Annotated in this window: 16 protein-coding genes; 9 read left to right on the top strand and 7 right to left on the bottom strand. The window is 61.0% G+C overall.

Annotated elements, in window-relative coordinates:
- Positions 1-91 precede the first annotated feature (91 nt).
- Entirely contained in the window at positions 92-1,039 is a 948-nt protein-coding gene (locus ACP7C6_RS07765) for an AraC family transcriptional regulator (RefSeq protein WP_068937896.1), read from the bottom strand.
- A gap of 72 nt (positions 1,040-1,111) precedes the next feature.
- On the bottom strand, positions 1,112-2,401 hold the full coding sequence (locus ACP7C6_RS07760) for a glycosyltransferase (RefSeq protein ID WP_068937895.1): 1,290 nt from the start codon (positions 2,399-2,401) through the stop codon (positions 1,112-1,114).
- Between the two features lie 158 nt (positions 2,402-2,559).
- Here ACP7C6_RS07760 and tpx point away from each other — a divergent pair, with 158 nt between their 5' ends.
- From tpx to ACP7C6_RS07725, 7 genes are all read left to right on the top strand, one after another.
- The gene (gene tpx, locus ACP7C6_RS07755) at positions 2,560-3,060 is read left to right on the top strand and encodes a thiol peroxidase (protein WP_028615942.1); all 501 of its coding nucleotides are present in this window, start codon (positions 2,560-2,562) and stop codon (positions 3,058-3,060) included.
- A 231-nt stretch (positions 3,061-3,291) separates the two neighbouring features.
- The gene (locus tag ACP7C6_RS07750) at positions 3,292-4,596 is read left to right on the top strand and encodes an MdtA/MuxA family multidrug efflux RND transporter periplasmic adaptor subunit (protein WP_068937893.1); all 1,305 of its coding nucleotides are present in this window, start codon (positions 3,292-3,294) and stop codon (positions 4,594-4,596) included.
- Positions 4,593-7,694, top strand: coding sequence for an MdtB/MuxB family multidrug efflux RND transporter permease subunit (locus tag ACP7C6_RS07745; protein ID WP_016980347.1), 3,102 nt, complete (start codon positions 4,593-4,595; stop codon positions 7,692-7,694). The genes ACP7C6_RS07750 and ACP7C6_RS07745 overlap by 4 nt, the downstream gene beginning before the upstream one ends.
- The gene (locus tag ACP7C6_RS07740; protein WP_028615944.1) at positions 7,691-10,798 is read left to right on the top strand and encodes an efflux RND transporter permease subunit; all 3,108 of its coding nucleotides are present in this window, start codon (positions 7,691-7,693) and stop codon (positions 10,796-10,798) included. The genes ACP7C6_RS07745 and ACP7C6_RS07740 overlap by 4 nt, the downstream gene beginning before the upstream one ends.
- Positions 10,795-12,375, top strand: coding sequence for an efflux transporter outer membrane subunit (locus tag ACP7C6_RS07735; protein ID WP_426108568.1), 1,581 nt, complete (start codon positions 10,795-10,797; stop codon positions 12,373-12,375). The genes ACP7C6_RS07740 and ACP7C6_RS07735 overlap by 4 nt, the downstream gene beginning before the upstream one ends.
- Positions 12,376-12,677: 302 nt before the next feature.
- Positions 12,678-14,774: a putative bifunctional diguanylate cyclase/phosphodiesterase gene (locus ACP7C6_RS07730; protein ID WP_426108567.1), complete on the top strand. Its 2,097-nt coding sequence runs from the start codon at positions 12,678-12,680 to the stop codon at positions 14,772-14,774.
- A 54-nt stretch (positions 14,775-14,828) separates the two neighbouring features.
- Entirely contained in the window at positions 14,829-15,575 is a 747-nt protein-coding gene (locus tag ACP7C6_RS07725) for an SDR family oxidoreductase (RefSeq protein WP_426108566.1), read from the top strand.
- A gap of 8 nt (positions 15,576-15,583) precedes the next feature.
- Here ACP7C6_RS07725 and ACP7C6_RS07720 read toward each other — a convergent pair whose 3' ends face one another.
- From ACP7C6_RS07720 to ACP7C6_RS07705, 4 genes are all read right to left on the bottom strand, one after another.
- On the bottom strand, positions 15,584-16,042 hold the full coding sequence (locus ACP7C6_RS07720) for a hypothetical protein (RefSeq protein WP_426108565.1): 459 nt from the start codon (positions 16,040-16,042) through the stop codon (positions 15,584-15,586).
- 68 nt (positions 16,043-16,110) lie between these two features.
- On the bottom strand, positions 16,111-17,520 hold the full coding sequence (mapR, locus tag ACP7C6_RS07715) for a GntR family transcriptional regulator MpaR (protein ID WP_426108564.1): 1,410 nt from the start codon (positions 17,518-17,520) through the stop codon (positions 16,111-16,113).
- A 97-nt stretch (positions 17,521-17,617) separates the two neighbouring features.
- Positions 17,618-19,027, bottom strand: a complete 1,410-nt coding sequence (gene ccoG, locus ACP7C6_RS07710) for a cytochrome c oxidase accessory protein CcoG (protein ID WP_426108563.1) — start codon at positions 19,025-19,027, stop codon at positions 17,618-17,620.
- 184 nt (positions 19,028-19,211) lie between these two features.
- The gene (locus ACP7C6_RS07705; protein WP_028615951.1) at positions 19,212-19,451 is read right to left on the bottom strand and encodes a DUF3203 family protein; all 240 of its coding nucleotides are present in this window, start codon (positions 19,449-19,451) and stop codon (positions 19,212-19,214) included.
- 121 nt (positions 19,452-19,572) lie between these two features.
- On the opposite strand from ACP7C6_RS07705, the gene ACP7C6_RS07700 reads away from it, so the two are divergent.
- Entirely contained in the window at positions 19,573-20,064 is a 492-nt protein-coding gene (locus ACP7C6_RS07700) for an MgtC/SapB family protein (protein WP_012723945.1), read from the top strand.
- Here the strand turns inward: ACP7C6_RS07700 and ACP7C6_RS07695 are convergent.
- Complete coding sequence (locus tag ACP7C6_RS07695; protein WP_162834919.1) at positions 20,042-20,218, bottom strand: hypothetical protein; 177 nt, start codon at positions 20,216-20,218, stop codon at positions 20,042-20,044. The two genes, ACP7C6_RS07700 and ACP7C6_RS07695, sit on opposite strands and share 23 nt — an antisense overlap.
- Before the next feature lie 204 nt (positions 20,219-20,422).
- Here ACP7C6_RS07695 and ACP7C6_RS07690 point away from each other — a divergent pair, with 204 nt between their 5' ends.
- Positions 20,423-22,411, top strand: coding sequence for an alpha-1,4-glucan--maltose-1-phosphate maltosyltransferase (locus tag ACP7C6_RS07690; protein WP_068937890.1), 1,989 nt, complete (start codon positions 20,423-20,425; stop codon positions 22,409-22,411).
- Positions 22,412-22,449: the final 38 nt, after the last annotated feature.

Below are 22,449 nucleotides of genomic sequence, written 5' to 3'. Positions count from 1 at the left end.
ATACGCCACCCAACGAATAAAAAAGAAGCGTTGGGAGTGTTCACTCTGTGGCTTGGCTATTTACAAGGTTCCATTGCGTGAAGGCAGCGATCTAAAGGCCTGATCTGTAGCCGTTTGCTTGTGTCGTAAGATGCTGGCCGCGGTTTTCTTCGGTGAGCCGTTGCACTGCCAGGCGCCGGTAGTGGGAGGGTGTCATGCCCTTGAGTTGCTGAAAGCGCCGGTTGAAGTTGGAGATGTTATTGAAGCCCGATTCGAAGCACACATCGGTCACAGCCTTGTCGCCGTCGGCCAGCAACTCGCAGGACTTGCTGATGCGCAGCCGATTGACGAATTCGATAAACGTGCGTCCGGTGGCCTGTTTGAATACCCGCGAAAAGTACGTGGGCTTCATCCCCAGATACTCCGCCACTTCTTCAAGTGGCAACTCGCGCGCGTAGTGGGCAAAGATATAGTCCACTGCGCGGTTGGTACGGTCGATGCTGTGTTCATCGGCCAGTTGCGGCGTGGTCACTCCGGAGAGCAATTGGTAGTCCTCACACGCACTCAACACGTCCAGCAGGATAAAGAAGTGCCCCAGGCGCGCCATGCCCTGGGTGTCCTCTATGCGCTGCATCAAGGTCATGGCCTGGGCGATGGTTTTTTTGCAGCGGAATTCGATGCCGTACTGCGCGCGCTCCAGCAGCGGCGCCAGGGTCTTGAGTTCGGCGAAGATGTGGCTGCCTTGCTCGAACAGCTCATCAGTGAAATTCACCAGCATGTCACGCTTGGGCACCACCTCGTTTTCCTCCACCTGGCTGATCCAGTTGTGGGGCAGGTTGGGACCCGTGAGAAACAGGCTTTCCGGGTAAAAGTTGCCGATGTAGTCGCCGATGAACACCTTGCCGGAGCTGGCCACGATCAGGTGCAGCTCATATTCTTTGTGGAAGTGCCAGCGCACCAGCGGGCAGGGGAAACCGTGCTGGCGATAGATGATGGACAGGCCGTTGTGGTCGTCCATCAGTTCGTAGGAAGGGTCGGTGATACGCGTTGCTCGGGTCATGCTGCCGTCGCTTTATTGTGGTTGCTGCGTAGGATAATGCCCCGTCGCGCGCGCCCTCGCCAGCGCTGGTGTTTATAAGGGGCGGTTTTTCGCCTCGATCCACTGGGACATGTACTGCGTACTTTTATGGGCGTGGTGGCGCAGCATGCTGCCAGTGAAGTTGTCCCGGCGGTGGGCAGCCAGGTTGCCGCGACAGTGTTCCAGGCACGCCACCAACGCCGGCCCGTGGGTGGCCGCGTTGTAGCGGCGTGCCAGCAACCGGCGGCCGTCTTCCTGGGCCTGGGTCCAACGTTCACGATCCTGATACAGCGCCACGGCGGCGGCGGCCAGGGCGGGGGCGCTGTGTTCGATCATGCCAGGCCACGGCTGATCATCACCCATGGCTTCGGCGCCGATGGGCGTGGTGATGTTCGGTGTGCCGCAGAGCATCGCGTCCGCCAGTTTGCCCTTGATGCCGGCGCCGAAGCGCAGGGGCGCCAGGCAGATACGCGCGGCGGTCATGACTTGCAGGGCATCTTCGGCCCAATTCATCACATGAAAACCCTGCGCCGGGTTGTGCAATGCCGTGGCCTTGGGCGGGGTATAGGACCCGTAGATATGCAGCTGCGCGCCGGGCAATTGCTGGCGAATCAGCGGCCACAGGCTGTTTTTCATCCATAACACCGCATCCCAGTTGGGCGCGTGGCGGAAGTTGCCGATGCTGAGGAAGTGCGCACGGTCTTCAAACGGCACGAAGGGCTCGGTCGGTGGCTGCAACATCAGCGGGCACCAGTGGAGCAGGGCGGCGGGTACCTTGAATTGCTCGGTGAGCAGTTGCGCTTCCACGTCCGAGATCATCAGGCTGATGTCACAGCGGTAGATCGCTGCAATTTCGCGCTTGGCGATGTCCGTATCGGCCATCAGCTGGAATTCATCGTCCAGCGCTGGCGCGAACAGGGCGCTGAAATCCTCGCTGTGGGGATGGGCTTTGAGGTGATCCTTCAGTCGCTGCTGGCGCGCGTCGCGCAGACTCTGCAGGTCACAGGTTTCCAGCACCCGCAGGGCATCGGGACAGTGCTTCTCGACACGCCAGCCGAACTGCTCCTCCATCATGAAACGGTCGAACAGCACGATATCCGGCGCCAGTTCGCGGACAAAATCATCGAAGCTGCTGTTATTGAGTTCTATGGCACATTCGGCGATGCCCAGTGCAGTCAAATCGGCCTTGTGTTCGCCAATAGTGGCGGGGCTACTGAAGGTGATATCCCAACCTTGCGTAAGAAAACTCTCAAGAATTTGCATCATATGCCCGCCTGCGGCCGAGGAACGGGGTTCCGGCCAGACGTATCCAATGACCAGGACTTTGGTGGCAGGGGCATTCATCGACATCGTTTTCCTTGAGGGGCAGGGCGCAAAGCGCGCAATTAAACCATAACCGACGACATGACAATTTATGTTTGGCGGTAGGTAGCGAACGTACTTTGTGGTTAACTTCGGCCTCTCGAATTCGTTAAACCCAAATCAGCATAAGGATTCCGTTCATGGCTCAAGTCACCCTTCGTGGTAACCCTGTCCAGGTTGAAGGCGAATTGCCGAAAACCGGCACCCAAGCCCCTGATTTCACCCTGACTGCCGGCGATCTGTCGGACGCGACCCTGGCGACCTTCGCCGGCAAGCGCAAAGTGCTGAACATCTTCCCAAGCGTTGACACCCCGACCTGCGCGACCTCGGTTCGCAAGTTTAATGCCCAGGCCAACGAGTTGAACAACGCCGTTGTATTGTGCATCTCCACCGACCTGCCATTCGCCCAAGCGCGTTTCTGCGGCTCCGAAGGTCTGGAAAACGTGAAGAACCTGTCCGACTTCCGTGATTCGGATTTCGCAGTGGACTACGGTGTTTCGATTGCTGATGGCCCGCTCAGAGGCCTGACCGCACGCGCCGTTGTCGTGCTGGACGAAAATGACAATGTGCTGCACAGCGAACTGGTCAGCGAAATCGGCCAAGAGCCAAACTACGAAGCAGCCCTGGCTGTTTTGAAGTAACTGTTTCGGTACGTTACTGTCGTTTTGCAGTAACACGCTTGATGCATGATTGCGGCCTGGCCTAGTCCAGGCCGTTTTTATTGGTAGCTCAGATGCTTAGCGAAACGGCCGATGAACTAAGGTCAGAAGTTAAAAGTTGTAAGCCCAAGGTAAATAGCCGGTAAAGGCGCTTTTCTAAATGCGCCCCAGTGCTTATCTTTCAGCCTCCCAAAGAAGAAGCTCTCGCGCCCAATGGTTGATCACTCCATGCAATCCTCCCCCCGTAAGTCCCGCCGCTGGCTGTTCGGCCTGCTTGTGCTGCTGGTTATCGCCGGCCTGTGCTGGAAGTTCTGGCCCGCCAGCCACAAGGATGCCGCCGCGCAGGCGCCAGCCGGACGTGCCGGCAAGTCGGGGATGATGCGCCCGGGTTTCGGTGGCTCTACCGGTCCGGTGCCAGTGCGCGTGGCGCCTGCGGTACTGGGCGAATTCCCGGTGTACTACAAGGCCTTGGGCACCGTCACCGCGCTCAACACCATCAATGTGCGCAGCCGGGTGGGCGGTGAGTTGGTAAAGATCGCCTTTGAAGAAGGCCAGATGGTCAAGGCCGGTGACCTGCTCGCCGAGATCGACCCGCGCAGTTACCAGAACGCCTTGCTCCAGGCTCAGGGTACGCTGATGCAGAACCAGGCCCAGTTGAAAAACGCCCAGGTCGACGTGCAGCGTTACCGCGACCTGTACGCCCAGGACAGTATCGCCAAGCAGACCCTGGACACCGCCGAAGCGCTGGTCCTGCAATACCAGGGCACGGTCAAGACCAACCAGGGTGCGGTGGATGACGCCAAGCTCAACCTCGAATTCACCAAGATCCGAGCGCCGATCAGTGGCCGCGTCGGCCTGCGCCAGGTGGACGTTGGCAACCTGGTGGCAGCCAACGACACCACGTTCCTCGCCGTGATTACCCAGACCCAGCCAATCAGCGTGGCCTTCACCCTGCCGGAAAATACCCTGGAAACCGTACTCACCCGCTACCACGCCGGCAACAAACTGCCCGTGGAAGCCTGGGACCGTGGCGACGTGAAGCAACAGGCGACCGGCGTGCTGCAGAGCCTGGACAACCAGATCGACGTCACCACTGGCACCCTGAAATTCAAGGCGCGTTTCGATAACAAGGACCAGGCGCTGTTCCCCAACCAGTTCGTCAATGTGCACCTGCTGGCCGATACCCTGCACAACGTGGTGCTGGCGCCGTCGGCGGCGATCCAGTTCGGCAACACCGGCACTTTTGTCTACGTGCTCGACGGTGACAAGAAGGTCAAGGTGCAGCCCCTGGTAGTTGGTGACACAGATGGCGACAACACCGTGATCAAAGAAGGTCTCAAGGCCGGCGATCGCGTGGTGCTGGAAGGCACAGACCGCTTGAAGGACGGCAGTGAAATCGAGGTGGTCAACGACAGCAGCGAAGTGCCGACCACCCCGACCGAGCACTTGCAAGGCAAACCCGCGGCGAAAGGGGAGACCGGCACCACTGCCGGCAAGGCGCAAAAGGTCGGTTCATGAACCTGTCGCGGCTGTTTATCCTTCGCCCGGTCGCCACCACGCTGAGCATGCTGGCCATTGTGTTGGCCGGCATCATTTCGTATCGCTTGCTGCCGGTGTCGGCCTTGCCCCAGGTGGATTACCCGACGATCCGCGTGATGACCCTTTACCCCGGCGCCAGCCCCGACGTGATGACCAGTGCGGTCACCGCGCCGCTGGAACGCCAGTTCGGGCAAATGCCCGGCCTTACGCAGATGGCCTCCACCAGCTCCGGCGGTGCGTCGGTGCTGACCCTGCGTTTCAACCTTGACATCAACATGGATGTCGCCGAGCAGCAGGTGCAGGCCGCGATCAACGCCGCGACCAACCTGTTGCCCAAGGACCTGCCGGCGCCGCCGGTGTACAACAAGGTCAACCCGGCCGATACCCCGGTACTGACCTTGGCAATCACCTCCAAGACCATGCTGCTGCCCAAACTCAATGACCTGGTCGACACGCGCATGGCGCAGAAAATCGCGCAGATCAGCGGCGTCGGCATGGTCAGCATCGCAGGCGGCCAACGCCAGGCCGTGCGCATCAAGGTCAACCCCGAGGCCCTGGCGGCCAATGGCTTGAACCTGTCGGACGTGCGTACCCTGATTGCCGCGTCCAACGTCAACCAGCCCAAGGGTAATTTCGACGGCCCCACCCGCGTGTCGATGCTCGACGCCAACGACCAATTGGTCTCGCCCCAGCAATACGCCGAACTGATCCTGGCCTACAACAATGGCGCGCCGCTGCGCCTGAAAGACGTGGCCCAGATCGTCGACGGCGCCGAAAACGAACGCCTTGCCGCCTGGGCCAACGAAAACCAGGCTGTGCTGCTGAATATCCAGCGCCAGCCGGGGGCCAACGTGATCGAGGTGGTGGACCGCATCAAGGCGCTGTTACCGAGCATCACTGACAACCTGCCGGCCGGCCTCGACGTGACGGTACTCACCGACCGTACCCAGACCATCCGCGCCTCGGTCAAAGACGTGCAGCACGAATTGCTCATCGCCATTGCCCTGGTGGTGATGGTGACGTTCCTGTTCCTGCGCCGGGTCAGCGCCACGATCATTCCCTCCATAGCCGTGCCGCTGTCCCTGGTGGGCACCTTTGGCGTGATGTACTTGGCGGGGTTCTCCATCAATAACCTCACGCTCATGGCGCTGACCATTGCCACCGGGTTTGTGGTGGACGATGCCATCGTGATGCTGGAGAACATCTCCCGTTATATCGAGGAAGGCGAAACCCCGCTGGCCGCCGCGCTCAAGGGCGCCAAGCAGATCGGCTTCACCTTGATTTCCCTGACCCTGTCGCTGATCGCCGTACTGATCCCGCTGTTATTCATGGCAGACGTGGTCGGGCGCCTGTTCCGCGAATTCGCCATCACCCTGGCGGTGGCGATCCTGATTTCCCTGGTGGTGTCCCTGACCCTCACGCCGATGATGTGCGCACGCTTGCTCAAGCGTGAGCCCAAGGAGGAAGAGCAAAGCCGCTTCTACAAGGCCAGCGGCGCCTGGATCGATTGGTTGATCGCGCGTTATGGCAGCATGCTGCAGTGGGTGCTCAAGCATCAGCCGCTGACCCTGTTGGTGGCCATCGCGACCCTGGGCCTGACCGTGTTCCTGTATCTGATCGTGCCCAAGGGTTTCTTCCCGGTGCAGGACACCGGCGTGATCCAGGGCATTTCGGAAGCGCCACAGTCGATTTCATTTGCCGCCATGAGCCAGCGCCAGCAGGATCTGGCGAAGATCATCCTCGCCGATCCCGCTGTGGAAAGCCTGTCTTCCTATATTGGTGTGGACGGCGATAACGCCACCCTCAACAGCGGGCGCCTGCTGATCAACCTCAAGGCCCACGGCCAGCGCGACCTGAGCGCGGCCCAGGTGATCACCCGTTTGCAGCCGGAAATCGACAAGCTGGTGGGTATCCGCCTGTTCATGCAGCCGGTGCAGGATTTGACCATCGAAGACCGCGTGAGCCGCACCCAGTACCAATTCAGCATGTCCTCGCCGGACGCCGAGTTGCTGGCACTGTGGAGTGACAAACTGGTCCACGCGTTGAGCCAGTTGCCCGAACTCACTGACGTCGCCAGCGACCTGCAGGACAAGGGCTTGCAGGTGTACCTGGTGATCGACCGCGACGCGGCTTCGCGCCTGGGCGTCAGCGTATCGACCATTACCGACGCGTTGTATGACGCCTTCGGCCAGCGGCAGATCTCCACCATCTACACCCAGGCCAGCCAGTACCGCGTGGTGTTGCAGGCCCAGTCCGGCGAAACCCTCGGCCCGGATGCGCTGAACCAGATCCACGTGAAAACCACCGACGGCGGCCAGGTGCGCCTGTCCAGCCTGGCCCGTGTGGAACAGCGCCAGGCGCAATTGGCGATTGCGCATATCGGCCAGTTCCCGGCAGTGATGATGTCGTTCAACCTGGCCCCCGGCGTTGCGCTGGGCAAAGGCGTGGAGCTGATCAACCAGACCCAGAAAGACATCGGCATGCCGGTGGGCGTGCAGACTCAGTTCCAGGGCGCGGCCCAGGCCTTCGAAGCCTCGCTGTCGAGCACTTTGCTGCTGATCCTGGCGGCGGTGGTCACCATGTACATCGTGCTGGGTGTGCTCTACGAGAGCTATATCCACCCGATCACCATTCTCTCGACCTTGCCGTCGGCGGCGGTGGGGGCCTTGCTGGCGTTGCTGCTCAGCGGCAATGACCTGGGCATGATCGCGATCATCGGCATCATCTTGCTGATCGGTATCGTCAAGAAGAACGCGATCATGATGATCGACTTCGCCCTCGACGCCGAACGCAACCAGGGCCTTGACCCGCAGACCGCGATCTACCAGGCGGCGCTGCTGCGCTTCCGGCCCATCCTGATGACCACGCTGGCCGCATTGTTCGGCGCGGTGCCGTTGATGCTCGCCACCGGTTCCGGTGCGGAATTGCGTCAGCCGCTGGGGTTGGTGATGGTGGGTGGCCTGCTGGTGAGCCAGGTGCTCACCCTGTTCACCACGCCGGTGATCTACCTGTATTTCGACCGCCTCGGCCGCCGCTGGCGCAAAGAGCCGCAAAGCCTGGAGCCGGTTGAGTCATGAACCTGTCCGGACCCTTCATCCGCCGGCCGGTCGCGACCATGCTGCTGAGCCTGGCGATCCTGTTGCTGGGCGGCGTGAGCTTCAACCTGTTGCCGGTGTCGCCGCTGCCGCAGATCGACTTCCCGGTGATCGTGGTGTCGGCCAGCTTGCCCGGTGCCAGCCCCGAGGTGATGGCGTCTACGGTGGCGACGCCGCTGGAGCGCTCGTTCGGCGCGATTGCCGGCATCACCACCATGAGCAGTTCGTCGAGCCAGGGCTCTACGCGGGTGATCCTGGCGTTTGACTCCGACCGCGATATCAACGGCGCGGCGCGGGAAGTGCAGGCGGCGATCAATGCCTCGCGCAACCTGCTGCCCAGCGGTATGCGCAGCATGCCCACCTACAAGAAGATCAACCCGTCCCAGGCGCCGATCATGGTGCTGTCGCTGACCTCGGATGTGTTGCAAAAGGGCCAACTGTACGACCTGGCCTCGACCATTCTGTCGCAGAGCCTGTCCCAGGTGCCTGGCGTTGGGGAAGTGCAGATCGGCGGCAGTTCCTTGCCAGCGGTGCGCATCGAGCTCGAACCCAAGGCCCTCGACCAGTACGGCGTGGCCCTCGACGATGTGCGCAACACCATCGCCAACGCTAATCAGCGCCGGCCCAAGGGTTCCCTGGAAGACAGCCAGCGCAACTGGCAGATCCAGGCCAATGACCAGTTGGAAAAGGCCAAGGACTACGAGCCGCTGCTGATCCGCTACCAGAACGGCGCGGCCCTGCGCCTGGGCGACGTGGCCAAGATCAGTGACGGCGTGGAAGACCGCTACAACAGCGGTTTCTTCAACAACGAACCGGCGGTGCTGCTGGTGATCAACCGCCAGTCTGGCGCCAACATCATCGAGACGGTCCGGCAGATCAAGGCGCAGTTACCGGCGTTGCAGGCGGTGCTGCCGTCCAGCGTCAAGCTGAGCCTGGCCATGGACCGCTCGCCGGTGATCACCGCGACCTTGCACGAAGCCGAGATGACCTTGCTCATCGCCGTGGGCCTGGTGATCCTGGTGGTGTACCTGTTCCTCGGTAACTTCCGCGCCTCGCTGATCCCCACCCTGGCGGTGCCGGTCTCACTGGTGGGCACTTTTGCGGTGATGTACCTGTACGGGTTCTCGCTGAACAACTTTTCGTTGATGGCGTTGATCCTGGCCACCGGTTTGGTGGTGGACGATGCCATCGTGGTGCTGGAGAACATTTCGCGGCATATCGACGAAGGCGTGCCGCCAATGAAGGCGGCGTACCTGGGGGCCCAGGAAGTCGGCTTTACCTTGCTGTCGATGAACGTGTCGCTGGTGGCGGTGTTCCTGTCCATCCTGTTCATGGGTGGGATTGTCACCAACCTGTTCCGCGAGTTTTCCATCACCCTGTCGGCCGCGATCATTGTTTCGCTGATTGTCTCGCTGACCCTCACCCCGATGCTCTGCGCGCGTTGGCTCAAGCCCCATGTCAAAACCCAGATGACCGGGCTGCAGCGCTGGAGCCAGAAGATCAACGACCGCATGGTCGCCGGCTACGCCACCAGCCTGGACTGGGTGTTGCGCCATCGTCGCCTGACCCTGCTCAGCCTGTTGCTGACCATCGGCATGAACGTGGCGCTGTACGTGGTGGTGCCAAAAACCTTTATGCCGCAGCAGGACACCGGCCAGTTGATCGGTTTTGTACGCGGTGACGACGGCCTGTCGTTCAGTGTGATGCAGCCGAAAATGGAAACCTTCCGCAAGGCGGTGCTCAAGGACCCGGCGGTGCTCAGCGTGGCCGGCTTCATCGGCGGCAACAACGGCACCAACAATGCGGTGATGCTGGTGCGCTTGAAGCCCATCAGCGAGCGCAAGATTTCCGCCCAGGCGGTGATCGAGCGCCTGCGCAAGGAGGTGCCGCTGGTGCCGGGCGGGCGGTTGTTCCTGATGGCCGACCAGGACCTGCAATTCGGCGGCAGCCGCGACCAGACCAGCGCGCAGTATTCCTACATCCTGCAAAGCGGCGACCTGGCGGCATTGCGCCTTTGGTATCCGAAAGTAGTCGCCGCCTTGCGCGAGTTGCCCGAACTGACCGCCATCGACGCCCGTGAAGGCCGGGGCGCGGCGCAGGTCACGCTGATTGTCGACCGCGACCAGGCCAAGCGCCTGGGCATCGACATGAATATGGTCACGGCGGTGCTCAACAACGCCTACAGCCAGCGGCAGATTTCCACCATCTATGACAGCCTCAACCAGTACCAGGTGGTGATGGAGGTCAATCCCAAATATGCCCAGGACCCGATCACGCTCAACCAGATGCAGGTGATTACCTCCACGGGCGCACGGGTGCCGCTGTCGACCATTGCCCATTATGAGAACAGCCTGGCCGACGACCGCGTCAGCCACGAAGGCCAGTTCGCCTCGGAGAACATCGCGTTCGACATGGCCCCCGGCGTGACGGTGGAGCAGGGCACCGCCGCTATCGAACGGGCGATTGCCAAGGTCGGCTTGCCCGAAGACGTGATCGCCAAGATGGCCGGTACCGCCGATGCCTTTGCAGCCACGCAGAAGGGCCAGCCGTTCATGATCCTCGGCGCGCTGGTGGCGGTGTACCTGGTGCTGGGCATTCTGTATGAAAGCTATATTCACCCGCTGACTATCCTCTCGACCTTGCCGTCGGCCGGTGTCGGCGCGATGCTCGCGATCTACCTGACCGGGGGCGAATTCAGTCTGATTTCCTTGCTGGGGCTGTTCCTGCTGATCGGCGTGGTGAAGAAAAACGCGATCCTGATGATCGACCTGGCCTTGCAGTTGGAACGCCACGATGGCATGAACCCGCTGGAATCAATCCGCAGCGCCTGCCTGTTGCGTTTGCGCCCGATCCTGATGACCACCTTGGCAGCCATCCTCGGCGCCTTGCCGTTGCTGCTGGGGGCGGGCGATGGTGCGGAAATGCGCCGTCCGTTGGGCCTGACGATTATCGGCGGCCTGGTGTTCAGCCAGGTCCTGACCCTTTACACCACCCCGGTGGTCTACCTCTATCTCGACCGCGCGCGCCATCGCTTCAACAAATGGCGCGGCGTGCGTACCGATGCTGCCCTGGACACTGCGCTATGACCGATTCAACTCACGCCAATGCACCACGTCCGCGCGATTCAACGACTCCCGGCGTACCGCATTCCCCTGCAGGAGCCGGCTTGCCGGCGATAAACGCCCAGGCACCACGTACCTCCCGGTTGGGCGCGTTATCGTTGGCGACCTTCGCGAGCAAGCTCGCACCTACAGTGGGGTTGGCGTTGTTGCTCAGCGCCTGCGCCGTTGGCCCGGACTACCACCGGCCAGAGGTCATCGAACCGGCGCAATTCAAGGAAGCCCAAGGCTGGCGCCAAGCCACCCCAAGCGACTCCCTGGCCCGTGGCGCCTGGTGGGAACTGTACGGCGACCGTCAGCTCAACGACCTGGTAGTACGCCTGAACACGTCCAACCAAACCGTAGCCCAGGCCGAAGCACGCTTCCGTCAGGCCCAGGCCCTGGTGCGCAGCTCCCGGGGCGCGTTTTACCCGACTGTCGACCTGAGCGTCGGGAAGACCCGCGCCAGCCAGGGCACCGGCAGCAGCAACGCGAGCCTGAGCAGCTCCAGCAGCGGCATCCGCGACACCCTCAATGCCCAGTTGGGCGTGAGCTGGGAAGCGGACATCTGGGGCAAATTGCGCCGTGGCCTGGAAGCCAATGAAGCCAGCGCCGAAGCCAGCTCGGCGGATTTGGCGGCGATGCGCCTGAGCCAACAATCGGAACTGGTGCAAAGCTACCTGCAACTGCGCGTCATGGATGAACAGACGCGCTTGCTGCAAGCCACGCTGGAGACCTATCAGCGCTCCCTGCAAATGACCGAAAACCAATACCGTGCCGGGGTTTCCGGCAAGGACGCGGTGGCCCAGGCACAAACCCAGCTCAAGACCACCCAGGCCAGCCTGATCGACCTGATCTGGCAGCGCGCCCAGCTGGAAAACGCGATTGCAGTGTTGATCGGCGAAGCGCCGGCCAACTTCAACCTGGCGGTGAGCAAGGACATCCCGGCACTGCCGCAGATTCCAGTGAGCCTGCCATCGCAACTGCTGGAGCGCCGCCCGGACATCGCCTCGGCCGAACGCTCGGTGATTGCCGCCAACGCCAACATCGGCGTGGCCAAGGCCGCCTACTACCCGGACCTGAGCCTTAGCCTGGCCGGTGGTTACTCCAGCAGCACCTACGCCGACTGGATCAGCCTGCCGAACCGCTTCTGGTCGGTGGGGCCAAAACTGGCCATGACGTTGTTTGACGGTGGCCAACGGTCAGCGGAAGTCGACCGCACCATCGCCAGCTACGACGAGACTGTCGCCAAGTACCGCCAGACCGTGCTGGATGGTTTCCGTGAAGTGGAAAACTACATGGTGCAGCTCAAGGTGCTGGAAGACGAGGCGGTGGTCAGCAATGAAGCACTGGACGCCGCCCGTGAATCGTTACGTCTGACCCAGAACCAATACAAGGCGGGGCTGATTGCCTACCTGGATGTGGTCACCACGCAAGCCACAGCCCTGAGCAACGAACGCACCGTATTGACGTTGCTGCAGACACGCCTGGTGGCCAGTGTGCAATTGATCGCGGCATTGGGCGGTGGCTGGGACGGGCAGACGCCGATTGCCGAGAAAGACTGACTCTGCAACGCCGATCATCTGTAGGAGCCGGCTTGCCGGCGATCGCGGTGGGTCAGTGTGCATCTTAGCGCCTGATCCGACGCCATCGCCGGCAAGCCGGCTTCTACAGGGGGGGTGAAGGTCGACCTCCGCGCAGTGCAAAGGCGCGGTCGTCGAGGGTATTTTGAGCCAGTAGATTGGCGTCAAAATGCCACTAATGGCCCTCTGATAATTAATCAACTGCTCAAGAATTATTCTCGCTACAATCGCCCGCTTTGCCACCTGGCACGGGCGTCTCAGGCCCGCTGCGCACGAGAAGTCCCATGCTCATCGGTAGTTATTCACCCTCACTGGTCGTGATCTCACTGTTCGTTGCGATCCTGGCTTCCTACACCGCACTGGATCTCTCCGGTCGCATCGCTACCGCCAAAGGTCGTACCGTTTATCTATGGATAGCCGGCGGCGCCATGGCGATGGGTGTGGGGGTGTGGTCGATGCATTTCATCGGCATGCTGGCGCTGCGCTTGCCGTTTGCCCTGGGCTTCGATTTGGGCATCACCGCGCTGTCGTTGTTGATCGCGGTGTTGTCGAGCGGCTTTGCCTTGTGGTTGATCAGCCAGCCGCGTTTGCCTGCCTTGCAACTGGGGTTTGGCGCGCTGGTCATGGGCACCGGCATCGCGTGCATGCATTACACCGGCATGGCCGCGATGCGCATGACCCCAGGCATCGACTATGACCCCACCTTGTTTGGCGCGTCGTTGTTGATCGCCGTGGTCGCGTCTGGCGCGGCACTGTGGATCGCCCACAATTTGCGCCGTAACACACCGTACGTGCGGCTTTTACGAGGTGGCGCAGCGGTGGTAATGGGCTTTGCCATTGTCGGCATGCATTACACCGGCATGGCCGCGGCACGTTTCGCCGATGACAGTTTCTGCGGTGCCGCGCTGAACGGCCTGAGCGGCAAGGGCCTGGATAACCTGGTGCTGGTCACGACCCTGGCGGTGCTGGCCATCGCCTTGCTCACCTCGCTGCTCGACGCCCGCCTGGAAGCTCGCACCGCCGTGCTGGCCGATTCCCTGACCCAAGCCAACCAGGAACTGACCCACCTGGCCCTGCACGACATGCTCACTGGCCTGCCGAATCGCACGTTGCTGGCCGATCGCATTCAACAGGCCATGCAAGCGGTGAAAGAGCAGGGCGGTTGCTTTGCGCTGATGTTTATCGACCTCGACGGCTTCAAGCCGGTCAACGATGCCTTTGGTCATCATATGGGTGACCAATTGTTGCGTGAAGTCGGCCTGCGCCTGCGCGAAGACTTGCGCAGCCAGGACACCTTGGCGCGCATCGGCGGCGATGAGTTTGTGTTGCTGGTGCAACTGAGCCAGCCGGACGATGCCCTTGGTCTTGCCGAACGCCAGGTGATCTTGATCAACCGCGCCTTCCAGGTGGCCGAGCATGAGCTGAAGATCTCTGCCAGCGTCGGCATCGCAATGTTCCCGGGTAACGGTAGCAACCCTCAGGAATTGCTGATGAACGCCGACGCCGCGATGTACCACGCCAAAGGCATGGGCAAGAACGGCTACAGCTTCTTTGACGTGTCGATGAACAACAACGCACGCAAGCAATTGCAGCTGTTGCAGGACTTGCGCAATGCGGTGGAACAGGAGCAATTGCGCCTGTACTACCAACCCAAGTTCGACGCGGTCAGCGGCATCCCGGTCGGCGCCGAAGCCTTGCTACGCTGGGAACACCCGCAGCAGGGGTTGCTGCTACCGGCGACGTTTATCGAACTGGCGGAAAAGACCGGCTTGATCATTCCGATTGGGGAGTGGGTGCTCAACGAAGCCTGCCGTCAAATGAGTCTGTGGTACGTTCAGGGCTACGAACATTGGCGCATCGCCGTGAATCTGTCGGCCTTGCAGTTCTGCCACGCCGGGTTGGTCAAGAGCGTGGCGGCGGCCCTTGAGCGGCACCAACTGCCGGCCAACAGCCTGACCCTGGAAATCACTGAAACCACGGCCATGAGCGACGCCGACGCGAGCATGACGGTGTTGCAGCAGCTGTCGGACATGGGCGTCGACTTGTCCATCGATGACTTCGGTACCGGTTATTCCAGCCTGATGTACCTCAAGCGCCTGCCGGCCAACGAACTGAAGATCGACCGAGGCTTTGTGCGCGACCTGGAACACGACAGCGACGACGCCGCCATCGTCTCGGCCATCGTCGCCCTTGGCCAGGCCCTAGGGTTACGGATTGTTGCCGAGGGTGTCGAGACGGATGTGCAGCAGAATTTCCTGACACGGCTTGGGTGTAATTCCCTGCAGGGTTACCTGCTGGGCCACCCGTTGCCAGCAGAGGGCTTCATGGCAGATATCCAACGCGCCGAAGAAGCCGTTGCGCCTGACAAAAGCCGCGCGTGACAGGTATTCTTGGATCCAACCCTAAACATCAGGTTGAATCAGGAGACCGCACGCATGGACAAAGTCGTCATCATCACCGGGGGCAGTCGTGGGATTGGCGCTGAGACGGCCTTGCTGGCCGCTCGCCAGGGCTATCGCATCTGCATCAACTACCAGTCCGACGAAGAGGCGGCCCACCGCGTACTCGAACAAGTGCGTGCGCTGGGCGCCCAAGCCATTGCCGTGCGGGCAGATGTGAGCATCGAGGATGAAGTGATCGCGTTGTTCCACCGTGTAGACGCCGAGCTGGGCCGTGTGACCGCACTGGTCAACAATGCGGGCACGGTGGGGCACAAGTCCCGCGTTGACGAGATGTCCGAGTTCCGCATCCTGAAAATCATGAAGACCAACGTGCTCGGCCCGATCCTGTGCGCCAAGCATGCGGTGCTGCGCATGTCGCCCAAGCATGGCGGGCAGGGCGGCAGTATCGTCAACGTGTCGTCGGTGGCGGCTCGCTTGGGTTCGCCAGGTGAATATGTCGACTACGCAGCTTCCAAAGGTGCACTCGACACCTTCACCCTCGGTTTGTCAAAAGAGGTGGCGGGTGAGGGCATTCGCGTCAATGCCGTGCGCCCTGGCTATATATTCACCGACTTTCATGCCCTGAGCGGTGATCCGGAGAGGGTCAGCAAGCTTGAGTCCGGTATTCCCATGGCCCGGGGTGGGCGCCCGGATGAAGTGGCCGAGGCGATCATCTGGTTACTGTCGGACAAGGCTTCCTACGCCACTGGCACATTCCTCGATCTGGGCGGCGGTCGCTAGACGTCGGTTCAGGTGCGCAGATGGCGCAGCACTGGATAACCCTTGTCGGAAAACGCCTTGAGTAGGCTGGCTTCCGAGTTATCCAGCCGGCTGCAGCCGTTGCTGGCGAAACCGTCGATTTTCCCGTTGCGGCTGTGGCTGCCGTTCAAGTAACGGTCGTCGAGGTTGTCGATAAAACGCAAGACTTTATCCAGGTCGTATATCGCGTTCGCCCGGACCTCTGGGTTGGCGCTGTCCCAATCACCCACGTTTCGTTTCAAATCATCGATCAGGAGGTAATTGTCACGGTTGTCCAGGAAGCTTTTCAACACGGGGCTTTGTTCGATGATCCTGTCGGCCGAGCGATGGTCGCCGACAGGGCGGCCCATGGGGCCGTTCATCTCGCGCACTTGTTTCTGTTCGTCTGCACGCATGTAGTTTGGGGGTGCCGGAAGCGGTGTGAGGTAGGAAGCGCTCGCTGTTAGCATGGGAAAACTCCAGGTTGGGAACAGGAAAAAGTTTCCTTGTGTGGCCTCCTGATGGATTCGGTTCCGATTCAAAACGAGCGCACGATTCTTCCCAGTGTTTCCATGGCTTTCTCCGACGCCTCGTTCCACGGGCTGCCGTAATTCAAGCGAATGCAGTTCCTGAAGCGCTGGGTCGCCGAGAAGATCGGCCCCGGCGCGATGCTGATGCCCTGCGCCAACGCCATCTGGAACAACTTCAACGAATCCGTCTGCTCCGGCAGCTCCAGCCACAGGAAATACCCGCCGGCCGGTTGGCTGACCCGGGTCTGTGCCGGAAAATAGCGGGCGATCGCGGCCAGCATGGCGCTTTGCTGTTCTTCCAGGGCATAGCGCAGTTTGCGCAGGTGCCGGTCATAACCGCCGTGCTGCAAGTAATCGGCAATCGCCGCCTTGGCCGGCATTGACGGACAGAGCGAGGTCATCAGCTTCAGCCGCTCAACCTTCTGCGCAAAGCGGCCGGCTGCCACCCAGCCTACGCGATAGCCCGGGGCCAGGCTTTTGGCGAAGGAGCCGCAATGCATCACCAAGCCTTCGGTATCGAACGCCTTGGCGGGTTTCGGCGCCTGTTGGCCGTAATAGAGTTCGGCGTACACATCGTCTTCGATCAAGGGCACCTGATGGCCGCGCAACAGTTCCACCAGGGCCTGTTTCTTGGCTTCCGGCAGGGTCGCGCCCATGGGGTTCTGGAAGCTGGTCATGGTCCAGCAGGCCTTGATCGGGTAGCGCTCAAGGCTTTGCGCGAGAGAGTTGAGGTCGATGCCGTCGCGCGGGTGCACCGGAATTTCCACTGCCTTGAGTTTCAAACGCTCCAGCACTTGCAGGCACGCGTAGAACGCCGGGGCTTCGATGGCCACTAGGTCACCCGGTTCGGTGACCGCCTGCAGGCACAGGTTCAAGGCCTCCAAAGCGCCGTTGGTGATCAGCAGTTCTTCCATCGGTAGCATCAGGCCGCTGACCATGTAGCGCAGGGCAATCTGCCGGCGCAGTTGCGGGTTGCCCGGCGACATGTCGGTGACCACCAGTCGCGGGTCCATTTCGCGGCTGGCGCTGGCCAGGGAGCGTGCCAGGCGCGGCAGCGGAAACAGCATGGGGCTGGGAAACGCCGAGCCGAACGGTACGGTGTTCGGGTCTTTGATCGAGTCGAGTACCGAGAACACCAGTTCGCTCACATCCACTTCGGTGGACTCATGTACCTGCTCGCTCACCACCGGCTCGGAAAATGGGCTGGGCGCATGGGTATTGACGAAGTAACCGGAGCGCGGTCGCGCGCGGATCAGGCCTCGGCGCTCCAGCAGGTAATAGGCCTGGAACACCGTGGACGGGCTGACGCCGTAGGTCTGGCTGGCGTAGCGTACCGACGGCACCCGCTGGCCGGGGCCAAGTACGCCGGAGCGAATCAGTTCTGCAATGTCGTCGGCGAATTTTTCGTAGCGTTTCATGGGGGCCTTAACAGTTTTTTCAGACTTGGCAGCGATTAAATTGTGGGAGCGAGCAAGCCCGCTCCCACATTTGGATCTCCACATATTCAGACAGATTTCAGCGGTTCAGCGGCGCCACGAAGCGGCTATCAGCGGCGCTGTAGATCCACGGCTCATCCACATCCGTGACCTTGAAACGCAAGGTCTGCGAACTGCTCGCCGGTTTATCCGCCAGCAATACCACCGACACCGGCACATCGGTGATTTCCCCAGGCGCAAGGCTGATCTCGCTCTTGCCTTGCAACTGGAAGCCGTCGGCGTCCATCAGTTCCAGGCGATAGTCCTGGCGCTGCTGGGTCTTGTTGATCACCTTGAGGCTGTAGATGTTCTCGATCAGACCCTGGGCGTTTTCACGGAACATGCCACGGTCCTTGGTCACGTCCAGCGACACCATCGGCCGCTCTACCAACGCCACTACCAACGCAGCAATCATCACCAACAGCACGGCACTGTAGCCGATCAGGCGCGGCCTTAGCAGGTGCGTCTTGCCGCCTTGGAGTTGATGTTCGCTGGTGTAGCTCACCAGGCCACGCGGGTAGCCCATCTTGTCCATGATCGAATCGCAGGCGTCGATGCACGCCGCGCAGCCAATGCACTCCATTTGCAGGCCGTCGCGGATGTCGATGCCGGTGGGGCAGACCTGCACGCACAACTGGCAGTCGATGCAGTCGCCCAGGCCGACGTCGGCAGGTTTGACTTCACGTTTGCGCGGGCCACGGCTTTCGCCGCGCGCCACGTCGTAGGAAATGGTCAGGGTGTCTTTGTCGAACATCACGCTCTGGAACCGCGCATACGGGCACATGTGCATGCACACCGCTTCGCGCAGCCAACCGGCGTTGATGTAGGTGGCGCCGGTAAAGAACAGTACCCAGAACAGGCTGACGCCGCCCATCTGCCAGGTCAGCAGTTCGGTCGCCAGAGGGCGGATCGGCGTGAAATAACCGACAAACGTCAGGCCGGTCAGCACGCTGATCCCCAGCCACAAGGTGTGCTTGGCCGAGCGTCGCGCCAGCTTGTTCAGGCTCCAGGGCGCGGCGTGCAGCTTGATACGCTGGTTGCGTTCGCCTTCGGTGACTTTTTCGCACCACATGAACAGCCAGGTAAACGAGCTTTGCGGGCAGGTGTAGCCGCACCACACGCGGCCGGCAAACACGGTGATCGCAAACAGGCCGAAGGCGCAGATGATCAACAGTGCCGACAACAGGATGAAATCCTGCGGCCAGAAAGTCGCGCCAAAGATATGGAATTTGCTTTCAGCCAGGTCCCACAGCACCGCCTGCCGATCGTCCCAGTTCAGCCACACCGTGCCGAAAAACGCCAGGAACAGGAAGGCTGCACCGCTCACGCGCAAGGTACGGAACAGGCCGGTGAAACTGCGGGTATGAATCAGGTTGTCGCTGGATTTGGCCTTCACCTTCTTTGGGTGTGTGGGCTCAAAAATTTCCACGGTTGGGATGTGTTCGCTCATGGTCGTTCGCTCATCAGCCTCCATCAGGCGGATGAACTATGCGCGTGACGCTGTTTGCATAACAGACTCAGCTACGGCGATAAAAAGCGGATCAGATGGGGCGGGGGAACAGCAGTGCGACAATGTGCTGCACCCCATGGCGCCAGGGGCGCAGCGTTATTTCGACGGCGCTGACACAGATCAATTAAATCAGCGAACCAGGTTCTTCGACCTTCACATGCTGACGCCCATCGTGGGCACCCGCCACTGTCAGGGCGTCCGCCTCGGCCTCAGTGATATAGATCCGTTCGGCGGCCAGTTCCACGTAGGACATCGACTTGTCGAGGTCAGTAACAATATTGACCCGGGTCGCTGGCACGCTCTGTTCCTGGCCATTGTCATCAAGCGTGAAGTAGCACAGTTGGTTTTCGATACGAATGGGCATGCCGTTCTCCTTATCTGTGGGCGATATAAGGTTAGGACCCAGCGATGTGTGGGGGTTCCAGGCAACTGACTGGCGGTCGCTGCTGTCCATCCATTACCAATAATGACAAAGGACAGCATCCATGGACGCCTGGTGGCATGAAGTGTGGCAAACCCTGCAAGCCGAGTTCGCCGACATCGGCGACGCCAAGCAACTCACCCAGATCACCGTGCGCCTGCTGATCGCCGCCATCCTGGGCGGCATCCTCGGCTTTGAGCGAGAGAGCAAGGGCAAGGCCGCCGGGGTGCGCACCCATATGCTGGTGGCGTTGGGCGCTGCATTGTTCGTGATGGTGCCGCAAATGTCCGGCAATCAGGCGGATGCCATGAGCCGGGTGGTGCAGGGGGTGATTGCGGGGATCGGCTTTCTGGGCGCCGGTACGATCATCAAGGGCAAGGATGATGAAGAAGGCCACGTCAAAGGCCTGACCACCGCTGCCGGTTTGTGGATGACCGCTGCGATTGGGGTCTCAGCCGGTTTGGGCCGGGAATCGACAGCGGTGCTGAGTACCTTGCTGGCATTGGCGGTGTTCAGCGTCATGCCAAAAATCGTCAAGCGTTTCGAGAAGGACTGACAATCACGGGCGGCATGGTCGTCGGCGGTTCCTCTACCGGTGGCGGCTCATTTTCGGGCGGTTCTTTTTCCGGAATCGGTTCCGGTTGGGTCGGTGGCAGCGTGGGTTTGTCGATATTCGGGTCCGGCGTTTCCGCTGGGATCGGGATATTCATCGGTGTGGCCTCCTTTGTGCTTTGCTCTATCGGTGGACAGCCGCCGGGGCGAATTGATTCCCCGCTCAATGGCAGTACATCCAGCTGAACTTTTATCGCGGGCCCGGGCTCGGACCTATGACGGCCTTGCTCAGGGAGAGCAGCGTCGTATCAGAATTCGGATCAAGCAATGAGCGTCCATAGGGCGTAAGGGGAAGATGCTCGATGACTGCTGAAACACTGACTCCAGATGAATCCTTGTTACCGTTGTCCCAGGCCTTGTTGCTGCCCAGGATCGCCATCGAAAGCACCACCCCCGTGATTGACGGCGGCGAATTCGCCGTAAAAGCCGTGGTGGGCCAGCGCGTCAATGTCACCAGCAAAGTCTTCGCCGACGGCCATGACAAGCTCGCTGTCCTCATCCGCTGGCGCCCGCTGCAGGACGAAAGCTGGCACAGCGTGGTCATGACCGACGTGGGCAACAACGGCTGGGAGGGCGCGTTTACCGTGGCCCAGCAAGGCCCTCACGAATACTGCATCGAAGCCTGGATCGATACCTTTGCCAGCTTTTGCTACGAGTTGCGCAAAAAACATGAGGCCGGCGTGCCGGTCAGCCTGGAGTTGCAGGAAGGCCGCAGCCTGGTGTTGCAGGCCGCCGAGCGCAGTGACAATGAGCTACGTGACCGTCTGATGCTGTTGCACCACGAACTCTCCGGCCTGCTGGAAACCGAGCAGGTTGCGCAGTTCCTGCACGAAGACAGTGCACACCTGATGACCCAGGCCGATCATCGCGCCTATCTGAGCATCAGCACGGTGTACCCCATCGATGTGGAGCGCGAAGCGGCGCTCTTTGCCAGTTGGTACGAGCTGTTCCCGCGCTCGATCACCGATGATCCCGCGCGCCACGGCACCTTTAATGACGTGCACTCGCGCCTGTCGATGATCCATGACATGGGTTTTGACGTGCTGTATTTCCCGCCAATTCACCCCATCGGCCGCAGCCACCGCAAAGGCAAGAACAATTCCCTGACCGCCGGCCCGGAGGATCCGGGCAGCCCCTATGCCATCGGCAGCGAAGACGGCGGCCATGAGGCGATTCATCCGCAACTGGGCAGCCGCGACGACTTTCGCCGCCTGGTCCAGGCGGCCGCCGAGCATGGTCTGGAAATCGCCTTGGACTTCGCCATCCAGTGCTCCCAGGACCATCCATGGCTCAAGGAGCATCCGGGCTGGTTCAATTGGCGCCCGGACGGCACGATCAAATACGCGGAGAACCCGCCGAAGAAGTACCAAGACATCGTCAATGTCGACTTCTACGCCGCGGACGCAATCCCAAGCCTGTGGACCGAGCTGCGCGACATCGTCGTGGGCTGGGTGGAAGAGGGCGTGAAGACCTTTCGCGTCGACAACCCCCACACCAAGCCGCTGCCGTTCTGGCAATGGCTGATCAGCGATGTGCGCGCCAAGCACCCCGAGGTGATATTCCTTGCCGAAGCATTCACCACGCCGGCGATGATGGCGCGCCTGGGCAAGGTCGGCTATTCCCAGAGCTACACCTATTTCACCTGGCGCAATACCAAGGCCGAGTTGAGCGAATACCTGACGCAGTTGAATGAGTCGCCGTGGCGCGAATGCTACCGGCCGAATTTCTTCGTGAATACGCCGGACATCAACCCGGCCTTCCTGCACGAATCCGGCCGTCCCGGCTTTTTGATCCGTGCCGCGCTGGCCACCATGGGTTCAGGCCTGTGGGGCATGTATTCCGGCTTCGAACTCTGCGAAGCGGCCCCGGTGCCGGGCAAAGAAGAATACCTGGACTCGGAGAAATACGAGATTCGTCCACGGGACTTCACCGCGCCCGGCAACATCATTGCCGAGATCGCCCAGCTCAACCGTATCCGTCGGCAGAACCCGGCCTTGCAGACGCATCTGGGGCTCAAGCTCTACAACGCCTGGAACGACAACATCCTGTATTTCGGCAAGCGCAGCGAGGATGGCAGCAACTTCATTCTGGTTGCAGTGAACCTTGATCCCTTCAATGCCCAGGAAGCCCATTTCGAGCTACCACTGTGGGAGTTGGGCCTGCCGGACGACGCCCAGACCCAGGGCGAAGACTTGATGAACGGCCATCGCTGGACCTGGTATGGCAAAAGCCAGTGGATGCGGCTGGAGCCGCAGATGCCGTTTGGGATCTGGCGTATTACCACTTCTTGAAACCGGACCTGTAGGAGCCGGCTTGCCGGCGATAAGGC

It is taken from the genome of Pseudomonas sp. TWR1-1-4 (assembly GCF_049897165.1).
Lineage (GTDB): Bacteria > Pseudomonadota > Gammaproteobacteria > Pseudomonadales > Pseudomonadaceae > Aquipseudomonas > Aquipseudomonas canadensis.
Note: the sequence above shows the minus strand (reverse complement) of the source record. Positions and strands in the feature narration are given on the sequence as shown.